Annotated in this window: 18 protein-coding genes; 7 read left to right on the forward strand and 11 right to left on the reverse strand. The window is 63.1% G+C overall.

Annotation, left to right across the window (positions count from 1 at the left end; all coding sequences use genetic code 11):
• The first annotated feature begins 219 nt into the window (after positions 1 to 219).
• Both L0963_RS16740 and L0963_RS16745 read left to right on the forward strand, forming a co-directional pair.
• Positions 220 to 441 (forward strand): hypothetical protein, encoded by a 222-nt coding sequence (locus tag L0963_RS16740; protein ID WP_234180639.1) that lies wholly within the window; start codon positions 220 to 222, stop codon positions 439 to 441.
• Between the two features lie 254 nt (positions 442 to 695).
• Positions 696 to 863, forward strand: coding sequence for a type IV toxin-antitoxin system AbiEi family antitoxin domain-containing protein (locus tag L0963_RS16745; RefSeq protein ID WP_326490200.1), 168 nt, complete (start codon positions 696 to 698; stop codon positions 861 to 863).
• 115 nt (positions 864 to 978) lie between these two features.
• On the opposite strand, the gene L0963_RS16750 is transcribed toward L0963_RS16745, so the two are convergent.
• From L0963_RS16750 to L0963_RS16775, 6 genes are all read right to left on the reverse strand, one after another.
• Complete coding sequence (locus tag L0963_RS16750) at positions 979 to 1,965, reverse strand: NAD(P)H-dependent flavin oxidoreductase (RefSeq protein WP_234180641.1); 987 nt, start codon at positions 1,963 to 1,965, stop codon at positions 979 to 981.
• A gap of 84 nt (positions 1,966 to 2,049) precedes the next feature.
• Positions 2,050 to 3,264 carry a cytochrome P450 gene (locus tag L0963_RS19845; protein WP_234180643.1) on the reverse strand — a complete coding sequence of 405 codons (1,215 nt, stop codon included), beginning with the start codon at positions 3,262 to 3,264 and terminating at the stop codon, positions 2,050 to 2,052.
• 223 nt (positions 3,265 to 3,487) lie between these two features.
• A complete protein-coding gene (locus tag L0963_RS16760) occupies positions 3,488 to 4,519 on the reverse strand; it encodes an NADP-dependent oxidoreductase (RefSeq protein ID WP_234180645.1) in 1,032 nt (343 codons plus the stop codon).
• 35 nt (positions 4,520 to 4,554) lie between these two features.
• Entirely contained in the window at positions 4,555 to 5,397 is an 843-nt protein-coding gene (locus tag L0963_RS16765) for an SDR family NAD(P)-dependent oxidoreductase (RefSeq protein ID WP_234180647.1), read from the reverse strand.
• Positions 5,398 to 5,401: 4 nt separating this feature from the next.
• Positions 5,402 to 6,175 (reverse strand): EthD domain-containing protein, encoded by a 774-nt coding sequence (locus tag L0963_RS16770; protein ID WP_234180648.1) that lies wholly within the window; start codon positions 6,173 to 6,175, stop codon positions 5,402 to 5,404.
• 100 nt (positions 6,176 to 6,275) lie between these two features.
• Positions 6,276 to 6,794, reverse strand: a complete 519-nt coding sequence (locus L0963_RS16775; protein ID WP_234180650.1) for a nuclear transport factor 2 family protein — start codon at positions 6,792 to 6,794, stop codon at positions 6,276 to 6,278.
• Between the two features lie 316 nt (positions 6,795 to 7,110).
• On the opposite strand from L0963_RS16775, the gene L0963_RS16780 reads away from it, so the two are divergent.
• The 5 genes from L0963_RS16780 (at position 7,111) to L0963_RS16800 (ending at position 12,679) form a co-directional block, all read left to right on the forward strand.
• Positions 7,111 to 7,488 (forward strand): nuclear transport factor 2 family protein, encoded by a 378-nt coding sequence (locus L0963_RS16780; RefSeq protein WP_234180652.1) that lies wholly within the window; start codon positions 7,111 to 7,113, stop codon positions 7,486 to 7,488.
• A 60-nt stretch (positions 7,489 to 7,548) separates the two neighbouring features.
• Positions 7,549 to 8,796 carry a cytochrome P450 gene (locus L0963_RS16785; RefSeq protein WP_234180653.1) on the forward strand — a complete coding sequence of 416 codons (1,248 nt, stop codon included), beginning with the start codon at positions 7,549 to 7,551 and terminating at the stop codon, positions 8,794 to 8,796.
• Positions 8,797 to 8,821: 25 nt separating this feature from the next.
• Entirely contained in the window at positions 8,822 to 11,185 is a 2,364-nt protein-coding gene (locus L0963_RS16790) for a membrane-bound PQQ-dependent dehydrogenase, glucose/quinate/shikimate family (RefSeq protein WP_234180655.1), read from the forward strand.
• A gap of 110 nt (positions 11,186 to 11,295) precedes the next feature.
• Positions 11,296 to 12,294, forward strand: coding sequence for an alcohol dehydrogenase catalytic domain-containing protein (locus tag L0963_RS16795; RefSeq protein ID WP_234180657.1), 999 nt, complete (start codon positions 11,296 to 11,298; stop codon positions 12,292 to 12,294).
• Positions 12,295 to 12,361: 67 nt separating this feature from the next.
• The gene (locus L0963_RS16800) at positions 12,362 to 12,679 is read left to right on the forward strand and encodes a 2Fe-2S iron-sulfur cluster-binding protein (RefSeq protein WP_234180659.1); all 318 of its coding nucleotides are present in this window, start codon (positions 12,362 to 12,364) and stop codon (positions 12,677 to 12,679) included.
• A gap of 131 nt (positions 12,680 to 12,810) precedes the next feature.
• On the opposite strand, the gene L0963_RS16805 is transcribed toward L0963_RS16800, so the two are convergent.
• The 5 genes from L0963_RS16805 to L0963_RS16825 form a co-directional block, all read right to left on the reverse strand.
• Positions 12,811 to 13,455 carry a CoA transferase subunit B gene (locus L0963_RS16805; protein WP_234180813.1) on the reverse strand — a complete coding sequence of 215 codons (645 nt, stop codon included), beginning with the start codon at positions 13,453 to 13,455 and terminating at the stop codon, positions 12,811 to 12,813.
• Entirely contained in the window at positions 13,455 to 14,162 is a 708-nt protein-coding gene (locus L0963_RS16810) for a CoA transferase subunit A (protein ID WP_234180661.1), read from the reverse strand. Before L0963_RS16810 ends, L0963_RS16805 begins: the two co-directional genes overlap by 1 nt.
• Positions 14,163 to 14,349: 187 nt before the next feature.
• Positions 14,350 to 15,141, reverse strand: coding sequence for an enoyl-CoA hydratase/isomerase family protein (locus tag L0963_RS16815; protein ID WP_234180663.1), 792 nt, complete (start codon positions 15,139 to 15,141; stop codon positions 14,350 to 14,352).
• A gap of 50 nt (positions 15,142 to 15,191) precedes the next feature.
• Entirely contained in the window at positions 15,192 to 16,256 is a 1,065-nt protein-coding gene (gene bioB, locus L0963_RS16820) for a biotin synthase BioB (protein ID WP_234180665.1), read from the reverse strand.
• A gap of 1 nt (position 16,257) precedes the next feature.
• A complete protein-coding gene (locus L0963_RS16825) occupies positions 16,258 to 17,205 on the reverse strand; it encodes an SDR family NAD(P)-dependent oxidoreductase (protein ID WP_234180667.1) in 948 nt (315 codons plus the stop codon).
• Positions 17,206 to 17,211 lie beyond the last annotated feature (6 nt).

Here is a 17,211-nt window from a genome sequence, read left to right on the forward strand (position 1 = left end):
CTCCACCATAACGATGAACCCGGTGGCCACCAGCGACGCCGCATTCCGGGGTGGGGCATGCCCCACCCCGGAATACACCATCGCCTACACCGGAAATTACACCACGAGCGCGGACGCTAACGACGCTTGCCCATTGCGATATCGTTGCCTGCAGTGGTAAACCTTGCACGCTGATAGCGCCAAGGTGGTGGTGGATGGCGCGTCCAAAGGAGGACGCCTGTGACCAAACCAAAGCCAACCGCCCCCAACGCAAATTATCGCTACGAGGAACAATTTGTCGCAGAACAAGGTGTCGGACGGGATGCCGACCTTGTCTGGACCGTCTCCGACGACCTTCCCGAACACATCGAAGTCACTCGGGAGGAGATCGACCTCTTTCATGCCTATTTCGGCGACGTCATCGACGAGTTGCTCGACGATGCGTCGAGGTCAGGCGGGTAGGACCCAGCGGCGATCGCGGCGTTCCGAAGCCTCGGGTAGAATGGGTGCGGAAAAAAATCCTGCTGCTTCAGGGCTGCGATCAGCATGGTTTTCGCCGAATTGGTGCCGCCGGCTGTACCGGCGTGGATCCCCACGGTGGATAGCAGAGGGCACCACTGGGTAGATGATATAGAAGCCCCGGAACTTCAAGAGGTTACGCCAAAAAAAAGTCGGCCTTTCCGGACCCCAAAACTGTTACAAAAAAATCGGTCCAAATCTCTCTTCGGGACCGGGCTGCAGAACTCGCGGCCTCCCGATTAACAGTTCGGACGAAGGATTTTGAGGCCATCGGCGTGCCCCGTCACTACATGGCGCTGATGTGCGAGGAGGGTATTCTCGAGCGGGTGGGCTTCGGTCTCTATCGCCTCGCACAGAAGGCGTGACGCGGAGGGCTCGACGACGGCAAATCAAGCGCTCCGTTTCGGTTCGAGAAAGGGAATGTGCGCGGGCGCCGGGCAACGCAGGGCGCGGGGATGGCTTCTAATGACCTAGTCTCAGTCAGACGGACGCCCGCATCCCCGAGAGGCGGCTCGCGATGATCGCATCGGCATCGGCCATGATCCGATCGACGAGGTCACGGCAGGTGGGCAGATCGTGGATCAGGCCCTGCGCCATGCTTGCCCAGTAGACGCCGTGGTCGAGATCGCCGTTAGAGAGCAACTCGCGGCCCTTCGCGCCGGCGACCAATTCGGCCACGTCCGCGAAGGTGGAGTCGGGCTCATTCAACCGGCGGACGACGTCTTCGGCCACCCGATTGCGTCCGACACGCGCGGTATTGTTCAATTTGCGAAACAGCAGGACCGTGCCGCGCTCGTCATTGTCGAGATAGGCCTGTTTGACGTTGGGATGGATCTGCGCCTCCTGCGTCGCGCAAAAGCGGGTGCCCATGTTGACGCCGTCGGCGCCCAAAGCGAGCGCGGCGACCAGCCCGCGTCCATCGGCGATGCCGCCGCTTGCGAGCAGTGGTACCGTCACCTTGTCCGCAGCCGCGGGGATCAGGACCAGTCCCGGTATGTCGTCTTCGCCGGGATGCCCGGCGCATTCGAACCCGTCGATCGACACCGCGTGCACGCCGAGCCGCTCCGACGAGAGCGCATGGCGCACCGAGGTGCATTTGTGGATGATCGTGATACGGCGCGCGTGCAGCATTTCCCACACCTCGCGTACGGCCGGCGTTCCTGCTGTCTCGACGATGGTGATGCCGGCGTCGGCAATTGCGTCGACGATCGCCGGATAGTCAGGCGGGTTCATCGTCGGAAAGACCGAGATATTCACGGCGAACGGCTTGGACGTCATCGCCTTGCAGCGCTCGATCGCCTCGCGCAGCGCTGCGGCCGAAGGAAAGGTGAGGGCGGTCAGCATGCCGAGCCCGCCGGCGTTCGACACCGCCGACGCGAGTTCGGGCACGCCGACGATCTGCATGCCGCCCTGCACGATCGGATGCTCGATCCCGAGCAGTTCGGTAATCCGCGTGGTCAGCGCCATCTTCTTCTTTCTATACCGGTCCAGCCCGGCGCGCGCCTGCAGGCCGATCCCGCGAGACGGTGCGGCCTTGGCGAGCCGTAAATGCTACCATTCCAGCCAGAAGGAGGTTGTTCCTGCCGTGACGCCGCCGAGATGCTTGATGTCCTGCCCGGGCTCGAGCCGGAAACTCGGAATGCGCGCAAACCATTCTTCGAGAAGGATCTTGATCTCGAGCCGGGCGAGGAACTGGCCCGGGCAAATATGCGGGCCCGCGCCGAAGGTGACCTGCTTCTTGACCGCGCGGTCGAGATCGACCTCGAAGGGGCAGGCATTCACGCTCTCGTTGAGTGCGTAAAGTTCGGTCGGTGCGATCACGATATCGCCCTTCGCGAGCGTCACGCCGTCGACCTCGACATCGCTGATGACTTCGCGGCCCGATGAAATGATCGGAAGCCGGCGGATCAGCTCGTTGACCAGTTTCGGGATCCGGCCGGGGTCCTTGACGATCTCGGCTTGCAGCTCGGGCATGCCCGCCAGCGTGAACATCGCGAAGCTCATGAAGTTCACGACCGTATCAAGCCCACCGACCATGGCCTGGCCGGCCAGGTTGACGGCCTCATCCTCGGTGATGTCGCGGCCCTCGATCTGGGCGTCCGCAATGTGCGTGAGAAGGTCGGTTCGCCCCGAGCCCTTCCGTTCGGCAAGGATGGGAGCGAGATATTTCTGGAACTGGGCCGTCGCCTCGGCGGGGGTCACCGATCCGTCGGGACGGGTGAACTGGTCGGCGAGATGTTTGAGCTCGGGAAGATTCTCGAGCGGCAGGTCCACGAGCTTCATGAAGACCTGCAGCGGGAGATGTTCGGCGAACTCGTGCGTAAAGTTGCAGCGCTTGTTCGCAAGAAACGCCTCGATCAGCGACACGGTGAGTTCACGAATACTGCCCTCGAGCGCATTGACGGCGCCGACCTTCAACTGTTCGTCGAGGACTTTTCGGAAGGGCCTGTGACGCGGCGGGTCGAGCGAGAGCGGGATGAACTCGCTATAGGCCTCGCCCGAGGTCGACTTCGGCACCAGGACGATCCGGTTGGAAAAGCGCGTGCTGTCGGAGAGAACCGCCGAGACCAGTTCGGGGGCGAGGGCAATCCAGTGGCCTTCGTTGTGCGGGGTCCAGGCGATGCCATGCGGCATGCTGTCGCGCATGCGCATCCAGGCCTGATGCAAGTCGGCCTCGAGCGTGCAAGGATTATAGATATCAAAGTCGACCTCGCGGTCGGCCGGAACGTGCGACGGACGCGCCGATTCCAACACTTCTGCGCTCACTTGCGCTCTCCCATCTATCTCGCTTCGGATGGCAAATAATCGACATATTTTCGGATAAATGTCAATTCGCATTATCTGTTGCGCCGCGCCTCGCAATAAAAATGCTCTATTTACAGTAGGGTTATAGAACGTGCTCGCATCGTCGCAACTTTACCCAGTCTCGATTATCGTCATACTCCGAGAAATAATCGGATAGAATCGCATTTTTAATGAGGTGGCCCGGTCAGGCCGACTGACTCGCGTCGTCCGAAATCTGCACGATCAGCGTGCCCTGATTCGAGCCATCGAACAGCGCGTTCAGCGACATTGGCAGCACCTCGATCCCGGCGCGAACATCTTCGCGGTGAAGCAGGCGGCCTTCCTCGATCCATCGAGCGAGGCGGGACATCGCCTCGGGGAATTGCGCGATGAAGTTGGAGGCCAGAAAGCCCTCCATACGGATGCTGCCATAGACAAGGCGCATGAGGTTCCCGAGGCGGTTTTCGGTTGCCCCATCGTTATAGCCCGAGATCTGGCCGCACAGCACGACGCGCCCGTGCCGCGCCATATTGTCGACGGCCGCCTGCAGCATCGCGCCGCCGACATTGTCGAAATAGATGTCGACGCCTTGCGGACAGAGGGCGGCAATCTGCTGCGCAATATCGTCGCACTTGTAGTCGATGCACTGATCGACGCATCCCTGCTCGACGAGCCAGGTGCATTTGTCGGTGCCGCCGGCGATGCCAATCACGCGGCAGCCGAGGATCTTGCCAATCTGGGCGGCCACGCTCCCGACCGAACCCGCCGCACCGGACACCAGCAGGGTCTCGCCTGTTTTCGGCTTGCCGATCTCGATGAGACCGAAATAGGCGGTCAGCGCGTTCATGCCGACGGGGCCCAGCGCATCGATGAAGCTGAATCCATCGGGGATCGGGCGGATGAGCGCGCGCGTCGGCGCCACCACCTCGAAATCCTGCCAGTTCGCGATCGTGCATACCCGGCTTCCGGCGGGAAAGTCGGGGTTCGCCGACGCAATCACGCGCGCGGCGGAGGGATCGCGAACCGGCTCGCCAAGCGCGATCGAAGGCATGAAATTGCCCGTGCTCTCGTCCATCCAGTTGCGGATGGTCGGTGCGCAGAGGAAGGCCAAATTCCGGATCAGGATTTCGCCTTCGCGAAGGTCGGGCGCGGCATAGGGTTCGTCGCGATACAGGAAGTCGTCCGGAACGCAGAGTCCGTCCGGGCGACGGGCGAGGAGCCATTGCCGGTTTCTCATTTTCGCTGTCCTATGTCCGGGCCTGCCGCCGCCCGTCAGTCCATTCGGTAGCCACCGCATACATTGATCGTCTGCCCGGTGACGTAGCTCGCATCGGGGCCCAGCAGGAAGGAGGCCACCGATGCCTGTTCGGATGCAAGGCCCCTGCGTCCCATCGGGATGATCGTCTGGTTGTAGCTCGCCTTATAATCGGCGAACTCCATGCCCGCGACCTTCGCCTTGCGCGACATGGTGCCGTCGAGCATGTCGGTATCGATCGAGCCGGGGCAGATGCAATTGACCCTGATCCCCTGGCTCGCGACCTCCGCGGCCAATTGCTGGGTGAGGCCAATCACCCCGAACTTGCTGGCGCAATAGCCGCCATAATTGGCGAAGCCGAACCGCCCCGCCAGCGACGAGATATTGACCAGCGCCGACGGGCGCCCGTGCGCCAGCATCGCGCGCACACCGACCTTGCACATGCGATAGACGCCGTTGAGATTGATATCGATCGTCGAATACCAGAGCGCGTCATCCATGTCGGCGATCGACGCGGCGGCCGCTTCGCTGGCGATCCCGGCATTGTTGACGAGACCGGTGAGGTCGCCGAGCTCGGCCGTGGTGCGCGCAATCGCATCCGCGACCTGCTCGTCGCTCGTCACGTCGAGGTCGATCGCGATCGCGCGTCGTCCCATGGCGCGAATTTCCTCGGCGACCGATTCTGCGCCCTGCCATCCTTCGTCGCGTTCATGCGCCGGGAACTCGGACGGGTCGCGCGCAATCGCGGTGACCGCCACATCCGCCCCGTCTTCGGCGAGCCGAAGCGCTATCGCGCGGCCGATCCCGCGTTTGCGCGCCGCGCCCGTTACCAAAGCGACCATGCCATCCAGCTTGTTCATAGTTTTACTGAGCCCATTCCCGATCGACGAAGACGAATTCCTTTCCGACCAGGATGGTCGAAGCGCTGAAATCGATGAACTGCCGCTCGTCCTCGATCGCGGCATCCATCGCGGCCTGGGTTTCGGCGAGGGGCCTGGTGCCCGCGGGTCGCTCGAACCAGGACTCGGCGTGGCCGAGGAAGGGGGGCGCGGTCGTGCCGCGCGGCGTTGTGAAGGCCGATGCCAGCGGGTGATCGCGGCGGTGCACCTGATTATAGGCGATGAGCCCGCGTGCCGGCGAATGCGACCGGATCAATGGCCCATGCTCCTCCAGCCAATATCGCCTGGCTTCCGTCTCGCCGAGGTGCTCGGGCGGTCGCAACGCGAAGTGGAGGCGCATCACATTGCTTCGCGTGCGCGCTACCGGACGGGTGAGGGAGGTCGCAACCTGGGGATATTCGGTCGCCATCCACAGGGGTGAAGCTGCGAGATCGACGAACCGTCTTTCGCTGGTCACCAGTAGTTCGGCAGCGGATGCGCCCGCCGTGCTCGACAGCGCGGCGCCCAGGGCGTCCGCCGACTTCCACCAATATTCGGCAATCCCGTCGAACGGCTGGAGCATGCCGCCCCGTGCCTCGGCGGCCATGGTGTCGATGCCTTGCCGGGCGGGATCCGGATGGATCTGCAGATAGCGGACGATATCGAGATCGGTCTGGACCGATGCGACCAGTGGGCCGTTCGCCTCACGCCAGATATCGGCGAACTCGCTGGCCGAAAGCCCCGGCGCGCGGCGCAGCATATGGACGAGGCGGATCATGGCTAGCCGCGGCTCCGGCGCTGGAGCGAAGGCGGCCGAAGACGACCGGCGCTGCGGTCTGCAAATTGTTTGTTGTGCCTGGTCATGTGCGCTCGAACACGCCGTGGCGGGCACGGCCTCGATCGCTCATCGTTTCGAGCTTGCCCGGCCAGAAGGGCTTGTCGAAGCCTGCGGTCAATCTCGCGATGCGCCAGTTCGAACCCTCGCGGCGATAGGCGACCTTGTAGAACCCCATCGACTCCATCGAGACCGCGTCGCCGGTCGAAGCCATCAAGAGCAGATAGCTCAAGGTCACCGCCTCGTCGCCCTGCAGCGCCTCGACGATCGTATTGAGGATCATGTGGCGGCGCTGATCCTTCTGATGCGGCCAGAATTTGGATAGCCATGCGACGATCGCCTCGCGCCCTTCGAGAGGGCCGATCGGGATTTCGCCGAGCACATTGCCTTCCCAAATCGCGTCGGACGTGAAGCAGTCGCCCAGCAGCTCGATCCGCCTCTCGTCATAGGCCCAGCAATATCGGGCGATGCGTTCGCCGATGGCGGCGCGATCACTCGCTTCGCAGCGCTCGGCCGGCGGCACCGCCGATCCAAGCTCGAGCATTCCGACTCGATGCGCCCATGCAGGAATCGATAATTCGTCGTATTTATCAGCCGCCGTCATATCGGTAGCGCCCTCTCGTGCGCCTGCTCGGCTAGCGACCGAGCGGCAGCTTATCGCAAGTTTTCTGCCAGTTTTATCGTGCTTGACGAAATTAGAAGCGACATATACCTATGTCAACGATAATCGACGTTTTATCGGAAATAGAGATTGAGACTCGCGGATGCCAGATCCTCGGACGAAGTGGCCTTCGAACATTCGGAGCCACCGCCGCTCCAAGATCCCGGTTTCGGAGACCGATCCAGTTGGGAGAGTGAAGATGACCGATTTCGCGGCCCGTGCCGAAGGCATCATCGAGGCCTATAATGCCAAGGATTTCGATCGGCTGAGGGCCGCGGTCGCCCCCGACCTCAAGATGGCGCACTTCAATCGCGGCGCCTCCTTCGAGAATGCCGATGACCTGATCGCGCTGATGAAGGCGTTCGGTGACGACTTGATGCCCGACCGGCGGTTCGAGCCTGCCGAGGGCGTGCATGTCGTCGGCAATGTCGTCGTGCGCGAGGGATATTGGGGCGGGACCGCGCAGCAGGACCTGCCGGGTTTCGCGGCCAAGGACGAGGCACTCCGCCTCCGCCTCTGCTCGGTCATGAAGTTCGACGACGCCGGCATCCTGGTCGACTGGAAGGATCACGGCTGACGGCCCGGCCGGCGAGCGTCGGCCGCGCGACGATACCCCTTAGTCCCAAGGAGGAAGCGCATGGAAACCTCAGCGCCGCTTGATGCGAACCCCGGCGAGCTGGCGCTCGCACCTCGTCCGGACCATGTGCCGAAAGATCGCGTTATCGATTTCGACGTTTACCAGTCTCCGCCGGCCGGCATGTGCCCGCAGCGGATGTGGTTCGAGATGCAGGCGAACGCGAAGCATCCGGTCATGTGGACCCCGCGCAACGGCGGACACTGGATCGCGATGACCCCGGAGCTCACGGAATCGGTCTTGTCCGAATGGGACACTTTCTCGACCAAGGTTGTCATGGTCCCGCGCGAACCGATGGGAGAGACCTACTCCAAATATCTTCCGCTGCCGCTTGATCCCCCGAACCATTTCGAGTTTCGCCGGATCCTGAATGGCAATCTCGGTGCCAAGTCGATCGCGCGCATGACCGAGGATGTCGAGGAGTTGACCGCCGCGCTCATCGAAAGTTTCCGTGCGCGCGGCCGGTGCAACTTCACGACCGAGTTTGCCGAGCAGCTGCCCGTCCGCATATTCATGCGGGTGGTCGACCTGCCCGAGGAAGATCTGCCCAAGCTCAAATATCTGGCCGATCAGTTCACCCGGCCCGACGGATCGATCACCCATCCCGAGGTGGAGCGCCAGTTCAGCGAATATATCGGACCGGTCATCCGCGCACGCCGCGGCAAGGAGGGCACCGATCTCATCACCGAGATGATGAACGGGAAGATCTTCGACCGTCCGATAACGGACGAAGAAGCCGAGAATATGTGCATCCAGGTCCTGATCGCGGGACTCGATACGGTGGTGAATCTGCTCGGGTTCATCTTCTCCTATCTCGCGACCAATGCCGACCTGCGGCGCAAGCTTGCGAGCGATCCTTCGCTGCTCGAAGACGCGATCCCCGAATTTCTGAGGCGCTTTCCGCTCGTGTCGAATGCACGCGAAGTCGCGAAGGACACCGAATTCGGCGGTGTGAAGCTGAAAGCCCGCGACATGATCATGGGTTCGACGATCCTCGTCGCGATGAGCGAGGATAGCAACGACGACGCGCTCGAGTTCCGTCTCGAGCGGCCAAAGCGGCACTTCTACATTTTCGGCAAGGGCATCCATGTTTGCCCCGGCGCGCCGCTCGCGCGGCTCGAGCTCAAGATCATCCTCAGGGAATGGCTAGCCCGGATTCCCGAGTTCCGCCTCGTCGAGGGCGAAGGCCTGTCCTACCTGAGCGGTATCGTCTCGGCCGTCAGCCCATTCGAACTGGAGTGGGACGTTTGAGCCGCCGCATCGCTGGAGATCAGCAATGACCGGGCTGTCGCCAACTTCGCCACCTGGCGAGGGGCCGATCGATAACGGCGGGACGGCAGCTTTGAAGCCTCGCCGGCGGTTCGTGCTCTCGGCCGTGCTCGCAGTGATCGCTTTGCTGCTGATTGTCGGCGGCGCCCAGCTCGCGCTGCTTGGCGGCTCTTTCTATTATCTTGCAGCCGGTATCGCTGTCGCTGCGACTTCCTGGTTGGCTTTCAAGGGCGACCGGCGCGATGTCATTGTATACGCGATCTTTCTCGGCCTGACGTTGGTCTGGGCAATATGGGAAAGCGGCAGCGACCCGTGGCGCCTGCAAAGCCGCCTTGTCGCCCCGATCGTGCTCGGGCTCTGGGTGTGCTGGCCCTGGCTGCGGCGGTTTCGTGCCCTGGTTATCGGAGTCGTGGCCGTTGGTCTCGTCGCATTCGGCGTGTGGCTCTGGCAGGTCAACCAGCTCCAGACCGCGCCCCAGCAAGTCGTCCAAGGCAGCGACGGGTCGGGGGAATGGGCGCATTATGGCAACACGATTGGCGGGACGCGCTTTTCTCCGCTGTCGCAGATCAATCAGGGCAACGTGGCGCGTCTTGCGCCGGCCTGGACCTATCGCACCGGTGTGATCGCCGGAAATGGCCTCGGCTTCCAAGCGACGCCGCTCATGGTGAACGACACCGTCTATCTCTGTACGCCAACCAATGTCGTCATTGCGCTCGATCCCGAAACAGGGGCGCGGCGCTGGCAATATGACCCGAACGTCGATGCACCTGACGCCGGCACCTGCCGCGGGGTGAGCTATTTCGCGCCTCCGGAAGCGACTGGCCCTTGCGCGCGGCGCATTATTACGGCCACCACCGATGCGCGCCTGATCGCCATCGACGCCGACGACGGAAAGCCCTGTCCCGCCTTCGGCACCAATGGTTCGGTCGACCTGACGCGGGGGTTCGGCAAGATCATCAAGGGCTATTATTATATCACTTCCGCGCCCACGATCGTTCGCGGAAGGGTCGTGCTCGGCGGGTGGGTGACCGACGGCCAATATGTCGGCGAGCCGTCTGGGGTAATCCGCGCGTTCGACGCAACGACAGGGGAGTTCGCCTGGGCGTGGGACATGGATCGCCCGCACGAGCATGACGAGCCGGGGCCGGGCGAGACCTATTCGCCGGGGACCGCCAACAGCTGGGCCCCGATGAGCGGCGACGAGGAGCTCGGCCTCGTCTACCTGCCCACCGGCAATTCGACCCCCGATTATTGGGGCGCGCATCGGTCGAAGGGTTCGGAACAGTACAGCAGCTCGGTCGTGGCTCTCGATATCGAGAGCGGCGAGGCACGCTGGTCCTTCCAGATCGTCCATCATGACGTGTGGGACTATGACGTTTCGCCGCAGCCCACTTTGATCGACATCCCGGTCGGCGGAGAAATGCTCCCCGCCTTGCTCCAGACGTCGAAGAGCGGCCAATTCTTCATGCTCGACCGGCGGACGGGCAAGCCGATCCGGCCGGTGGAAGAGCGGCCGGTGCCGCAAGGTGCGGCGCCGGGCGACTTCCTGTCTCCGACGCAGCCTTTCTCGCCGACCCTGCCAGCCTTCGACAACACGGTTCTGACGCCGCAGTCGATGTGGGGCCTGACTCCGCTCGACCAGCTCTGGTGCCGGATCAAGTTCAGCCAGGCGCGCTATGAGGGCATGTTCACCCCTCCCGGCTATCCGCGTTCGTCGATCACCTATCCGAGCTTTCTCGGCGGCGTAAACTGGGGCGGCATTTCGGTCGATCCGGAGCGCAAGCTGGCGATCGTCAACTGGAGCCGGATGGCCAATTACACGACGATGGTGTCGCGCGCCGAAGCCGACGCCAAGGGCTACAAGCGCTCGCTGACCGGCGGCGCGCATGTTGGTCAGCCGGTCGCGCAGGAGGGAACGCCGTTCGCGCTTCTGACCGGACCCTTCCTCTCGCCGCTCAATGTTCCCTGCACCCAGCCGCCGTTTGGCAAGATCGGCGTGGTCGACCTCAAGACCGGCAAGATGAAGTGGAAGAAGCCGCTTGGGACCGCTTCCGACAGTGGGCCATTCAACACGCGAACCCATCTGCCGCTGCCCATGGGCGTACCCAACACCGGCGGCGCGGTTACCACCCGCTCTGGATTGATTTTCATCGCTGCCACGCAGGAACGCGCGTTCCGGGCGTTCGATCTGAACAGCGGCAAGCTGGTGTGGCGCGTACCGCTTCCGGCGGGCGGCCATGCAACCCCGATGACCTACATCAGCAAGAAGAGCGGGCGGCAGTTCGTGGTGATCGCCGCGGGCGGCAATGCCCCCCTGTCCTCGGGGGCGGGCGACTATGTCATGGCCTATGCCCTGCCGAAATCGAACTGATCGCGGTGCCGCATCGATCGGGTTGAGCGGGCGGGACGGCTAGGGAGATGCAAGCTGCGATGCGAGCCTATCGAATAGTCGAATGGGGACGCCCGGCGGAATTTGTCGACGTGCCGGTTCCCATTCCCGGACCCGGCGAGGTGCTCATCCGCATGCGCGGCGCGGGGCTCTGCCGTTCGGACCTCGATATCATCGGCAGCCGGCCGGGAAGCGCGCCTTATGCCGCCGCATTGTCGGCGGGTTTTACGCTGGGCCATGAGAATGCCGGGCAGGCCGAATATTGCGGTGAGGGCGTTACCGACCTCAAGCCCGGCGACAATGTCGCGGTTCACAATATGCACCATTGCGGCAACTGTGAATTTTGCCACGAGGGGCATGAACAGTCGTGCGCGACCTTCTCGCGCGGACCGATCGGCATGACCCGCGGCGTGGGGATCGACGGTGGCCTCGCCGAATATATGGTGGTTCCGCGCCGCGAACTGGTGCCGCTCGGCGATCTCGATCCGGTATTGATCGCTCCGCTGACCGACGCGGGCGTCACGTCCTACCGCGCGGTCAAGTCTGTGCTCGACCGGCTCAAGCCGGGGTCGACCGCGCTCGTTATCGGAGTGGGCGGTCTCGGCGCCTATGCGATCCAGTTTTTGAAGCTGCTTACATGCGCGACCGTTTTCGCGGTCGATCGGACCGAAAGCAGGCTGGCAGACGCGCGGCGATACGGAGCTGACCATGGCTTTGTCGGTGGTGACAGGACCGCCGAGGCAATCTTCGATCTGAGCGGCGGGCGCGGGGCCGATGCCGTGATCGATCTCGTGGGCACCGACGCGACGCTCGCTCTCGCTGCCGCCGTATCGCGTGCGCATGGCCGGATCGTCCTCGTAGGGCTTGAGGGCGGATCGCTCGCGGTAGGGTGGGGCCGGCTCGCCACAACGTGCCAATTCGCCATATCGCTCGGCAGCACGTTGGCGGACCTGCGCGAGACATGCCGGCTAGCGGCCGAAGGCAGGCTGATCATCGATTATGAGTCCTTTGCCTTCGGCGACGTCGAGACCGCCCTGTCGCGACTTCGAGACGGCTCGCTCAACGGCCGCGCCGTCGTCACTTTCGATTGAGACGATATCTTCAAGAGGGACGCTGCCCGTGCGAGCGGACGGCCCTCAAATATGACAGGAAAAGAAAATGCCGAAACTGATTGTGACCGACCGCTCCGGAACCGAGCACGAGTTCGAAGCGGAGCCTGGGTTGAGCGTGATGGAAATCATTCGCGACAACGGGCTCGACGAACTGCTGGCGCTCTGCGGCGGGTGCTGCTCCTGCGCGACCTGTCACGTACATGTCGATGAGGAGTTTACGAGATTTCTAGGGCCCATCGGCGAGGACGAAAACGACCTTCTCGATAGCTCTAACGATCGCGACGCGCATTCGCGCCTTTCATGCCAATTGCCATTTCACGCGGATCTCGACGGATTGCGTGTCACCCTAGCCGCCGAAGATTGATCGTGGCAGCGCCGAGGACGGCTTGGCGAGCGAAGAAATTCGTCCGACGGTGAGTGATTGCCGCCGACTATAAGCCGCCGGCGAGAGGCTATTTTACCATGTGAAGCCGCTGAGCATTGCGGCTTCGTCCGCTATCTCACGCCGACCTTGAATTGAGCCGTCGTCTTGGAAGCAACTTCCTCTTCGGTGATGCCGGGGGCGAGTTCAATCAGCGTGAACGGGCTCTCATGATCGTCGCGTTTGAACACCGCGAGGTCGGTGATGATCATGTCAACGACATTCTTGCCGGTCAGCGGCAGCGTGCACGCCGGGATGAACTTCGGGCTGCCGTCCTTGGCGTTGTGCTCCATCACGACGATGATCTTCTTGACCCCGGCGACCAGGTCCATCGCGCCGCCCATGCCCTTGATCATCTTGCCCGGGATCATCCAGTTGGCGATGTCACCATTCTCGGCGATCTCCATCGCGCCCAGCACGGTGAGGTCGATATGCCCGCCGCGGATCATCGCAAAGCTGTCCGCCGAGCTGAAGTAAGCCGACTGCGGCACTTCGCTGATCGTCTGCTTGCCGGCGTTGATGAGGTCCGGATCCTCGTCGCCCTCATAGGGAAAGGGGCCGATGCCGAGCATGCCGTTCTCGGATTGGAGCGTGACCATCATCCCCGCGGGAATATGGTTCGCGACCAGCGTCGGTATGCCGATGCCGAGATTGACATAATAGCCGTCCTGCAGTTCCTTCGCGGCGCGCGCCGCCATGTCATCGCGCGTCCAGGCCATCATGCCGTCTCCCGTTGCCGAACAGTTCGGAACTCGATCTTCTTGTCGTAGGGCGCGCCGACGATCATGCGCTTCACATAAATGCCGGGCAGGTGGATGGCGTCGGGATCGAGGCTGCCGGTCGGCACGATTTCCTCGACCTCGGCGACGCAGATTTTCGCCGCGGTCGCCATCGGCTGGTTGAAGTTGCGCGCGGTCTTGCGGAAGATGAGATTGCCGCTCTCGTCGGCCTTCCACGCCTTGATGATCGCAAGATCGGCGAAGATGCCGCGTTCGAGAATATAATCCTGCCCGTCGAAGCTCTTCACTTCCTTGCCCTCGGCGACGAGCGTGCCGACGCCGGTCTTGGTGTAGAAGCCGGGGATGCCCGCTCCGCCGGCGCGGCAGCGTTCGGCGAGCGTGCCCTGGGGACAGAATTCGACCTCGAGCTCGCCCGCCAGATATTGCCGCTCGAACTCCTTGTTCTCGCCGACATAGGAACTGATCATCTTCTTGACCTGCTTCGTGCGGAGCAGCTTTCCGAGGCCTTCGCCGTCGATCCCGGCATTGTTGCTGGCGATCGTGATATCCGTTGTGCCTGCATCGCGGATCGCATCGATCAGCCGCTCGGGAATGCCGCAGAGGCCGAAGCCGCCCGCGCAGATATGCATGCCGTCGAACAGCAGGCCTTCGAGGGCGGCGGCGGCGTCGGGGTAGATTTTTTTCATCGCATGGGCCCTGTGATAATTGTGCGCCGTCCGTAGCGTAAGACGTGTTTCCCGTCAATATCCGACAAAACATCGGTAAATATCTCCAATAAACCATTGCCTAAGCTGTAATCCTTGTCCGATGTTTCGCCGGAAATTTGCATTTTAGCCTTTCAGCGGGAAGGAGCATGCTCGGCTGACGATTTGGCTAGCTCGCCGCGCGGCGGGAGCCTCGTTTCAGCGCGGCAATCACCGCCGCCTCGCTTTCAGGCTGCTCGACGAGCGTAGACGACATGTCTTGCGATTCCAGATAGGCGTCCATCCATTCGGAGCCTTCCCAGGAGAGCGATGCCTGCTTGCGGGCGCGGAGCGTCGGCATGCTCTTCTCTGCGATTTTCGCAGCCATATCGAGGGCGAGGGGCAGCACGGCAGCGCGCGGGACGACATAGTTGAACAAGCCTGTCGACTCCAGCTCGCGCGCCGTGAACGCGCGGCCCGTGTAGACCATCTCGCGAACCTTGGCCTCCGGCATTCGAAGGGTAGCAAAGAGGCCGGCGCTTCCGCCAACCAGCCCATAGTCGACTTCCGGGCAGGCAAACCGCGAGTCCTCACTGACCACGCGCATGTCGCACATTCCCGCGAGCATCACGCCGACCCCGATCGCGGCACCCCGGATGGCAGCAATCATCGGCCGGTCGATGCGATGAAAGCGGGGTAGCTGTTCGTTGATGAACTGGTAACGCTCCTTTCGCTTCGCTGCGGTCATGCCTTTGAACTCGTTCAGGTCGGCGCCGCCGCACCAGGCGCGGGCGTCATCGGGAGCGCTGATGACAATCACGCGGATCTGCGAATCCGTCGCGACATGATCGGCCAGGTGGCCGATGTCTTCATAAACGGAGAGCGAAACCGCGTTGACCGGTGGCCGCGAGAAGGTCGCGACGCAAACGCCATTGTCATTCACTTCGAGAGTGAAGGCTCCAAAAACATGCCGTGTCGCCATGAATCATTCTCTGTGTGGGTCGGGAGGGGATCTGGCCGATGTGCGAGCCGTCAGGGAAACGGCATGAAGATTTCCGCTGCCAAGACGTGCCGGATGTCGACCGTTTGGGACGCCTCGGGTGGAACGCGCATCGGCTCTTCGCTCTCCATCGGCCTCAGGCCCAGTTTCGCGAGGAGGGCGGCGTCCGCGCTATCGCCGCGATTGCCCGTGGCGAGCAATTTGTCGCCGGTGAAAATACTGTTCGCACCCGCCATGAAGCAGAGCGCCTGCACCGCCTCGGACATGCTTTCACGGCCCGCCGACAGGCGAACCATGCTCATCGGCATCGTGATGCGTGCGACCGCGATCGTGCGGACGAATTCGATATCGTCGATCTTCGCGAGCGGCGTATCCGCGAGCATGTCGCCGAGCACGGTGCCCTTCACGGGCACCAGCGCGTTGACCGGCACGCTGCCCGGATGTTCGGGAAGCGTCGCGAGCGTGTGGATGAAGCCGACCCGATCGCCTCGCGTCTCGCCCATGCCGACGATGCCGCCCGAACAGACATTGATGCCCGCCTGACGGACCTCTTCGAGCGTGTCGAGCCGGTCCTGGTAGGTCCGGGTGGTGATGACATTGCCGTAATTTTCGGGGCTCGTGTCGATATTGTGATTATAATAGTCGAGACCGGCTGTCGCGAGTTGCTGCGCCTGGCTCTTGCTCAGCATGCCCAGCGTCATGCAGGTTTCCATGCCCATCTGGCGCACGCCTTCGACCATTTCGACGATCGCAGGCATGTCGCGGTCCTTCGGGTTGCGCCATGCTGCCCCCATGCAGAAGCGCTTCGAGCCCGAATCCTTCGCCTGCGCCGCGGCCTGCAGCACCGCGCGCACGTCCATCAGCTTGGTCGCCTTGAGGCCGCTGTCGGCATGTTTCGACTGCGAGCAATAGCCGCAATCCTCGACGCAGCCCCCGGTCTTGATGCTGAGCAGCGTACAAAGCTGGATTTCGCCGCGCGCATGATGGCGGCGATGCATGTCCTGGGCGCGCCACATCAATTCGTCGAAGGGAAGGTCGAACAGCGCGGCAATCTCTTCGCGCGTCCAGTCGATGCGCGGTGCGTCTTCGGGGGCCATCTCAAGAGGCTCCTGCAAATAGCGGCGGAATCGCCGCGAGTTCGTCGAGAGTGGAGGCGGGGTCGAGATAATCGCCGAGCCTCCGGATTTCGTCGGCATGCGCCACCAGATCCTCGGGGCCATGATCGGGATCGAAATAGCCTTCGCCGACGACGAAACCGACGCGCGCCACCTTGCCCGAAGAACTGGAGAAGATTTCGCCGTTGATGTTCGTGTCGCGATGCGCGAGCCAGAGGACCGCGGGCGCCACGATCGACGGCGGACCCATCGGCACCGCGCCGCGGCGGATATCGCCTTGCCAGTCCTCGCCGCCGCCTTCCTTGCTGTCGAAGAAGGCATCGCGGTTCATCCGCGTAATCGCCATCGGGGCAACGGCGTTGACGGTGATCCCGCTGTCGCCGACCTCCTGCGCGAGGCATTTGGTAAGACCCGCGACCGCCAGCTTCGCGGCGCCATAGGCGCCGAGGCCCTCGTTGCCGGCAAAGCCGGCATTCGAGGTCGTGTTGACGATGCGGCCGTGGCCGGCAGCGGCCAGATGCGGCCAGGCGGCGGCGCAAAGATGGAAGACGCCGTCGAGCGTCACGGTTTGCATCGCGCGCCAGTCGGCCTCGCCGATCTCGGTGAGCGTGGCGAAGCTGATGATGCCCGCATTGTTCACGAGGATGCTGAGCTTGCCGAAAGCAGCAATCGCCTTCGCGACGATCGCCTCGGCGGCATCGCGGGTGCCCACGGGCGTCTCGTCGGCCACCGCGCGGCCGCCTGCCGCGCGGATTTCGGCGGCGACCTCTTCGGCGACGCCAGGGCCAGTTCCGGGCCCGCCCTCCGGGCCGCCCGGGTCGTTGACGAGCACCGCGGCGCCGCGCGCCGCGAAGGCAAACGCATATTCGCGCCCGAGGCCGCGCCCGGCGCCGGTCACGATCACGACGTCATCGTCGAAGCGAAGGCTCATTTTCCG

It is taken from the genome of Sphingopyxis sp. NFH-91, assembly GCF_021401285.1.
GTDB classification, from domain to species: Bacteria; Pseudomonadota; Alphaproteobacteria; order Sphingomonadales; family Sphingomonadaceae; genus Sphingopyxis; species Sphingopyxis terrae_A.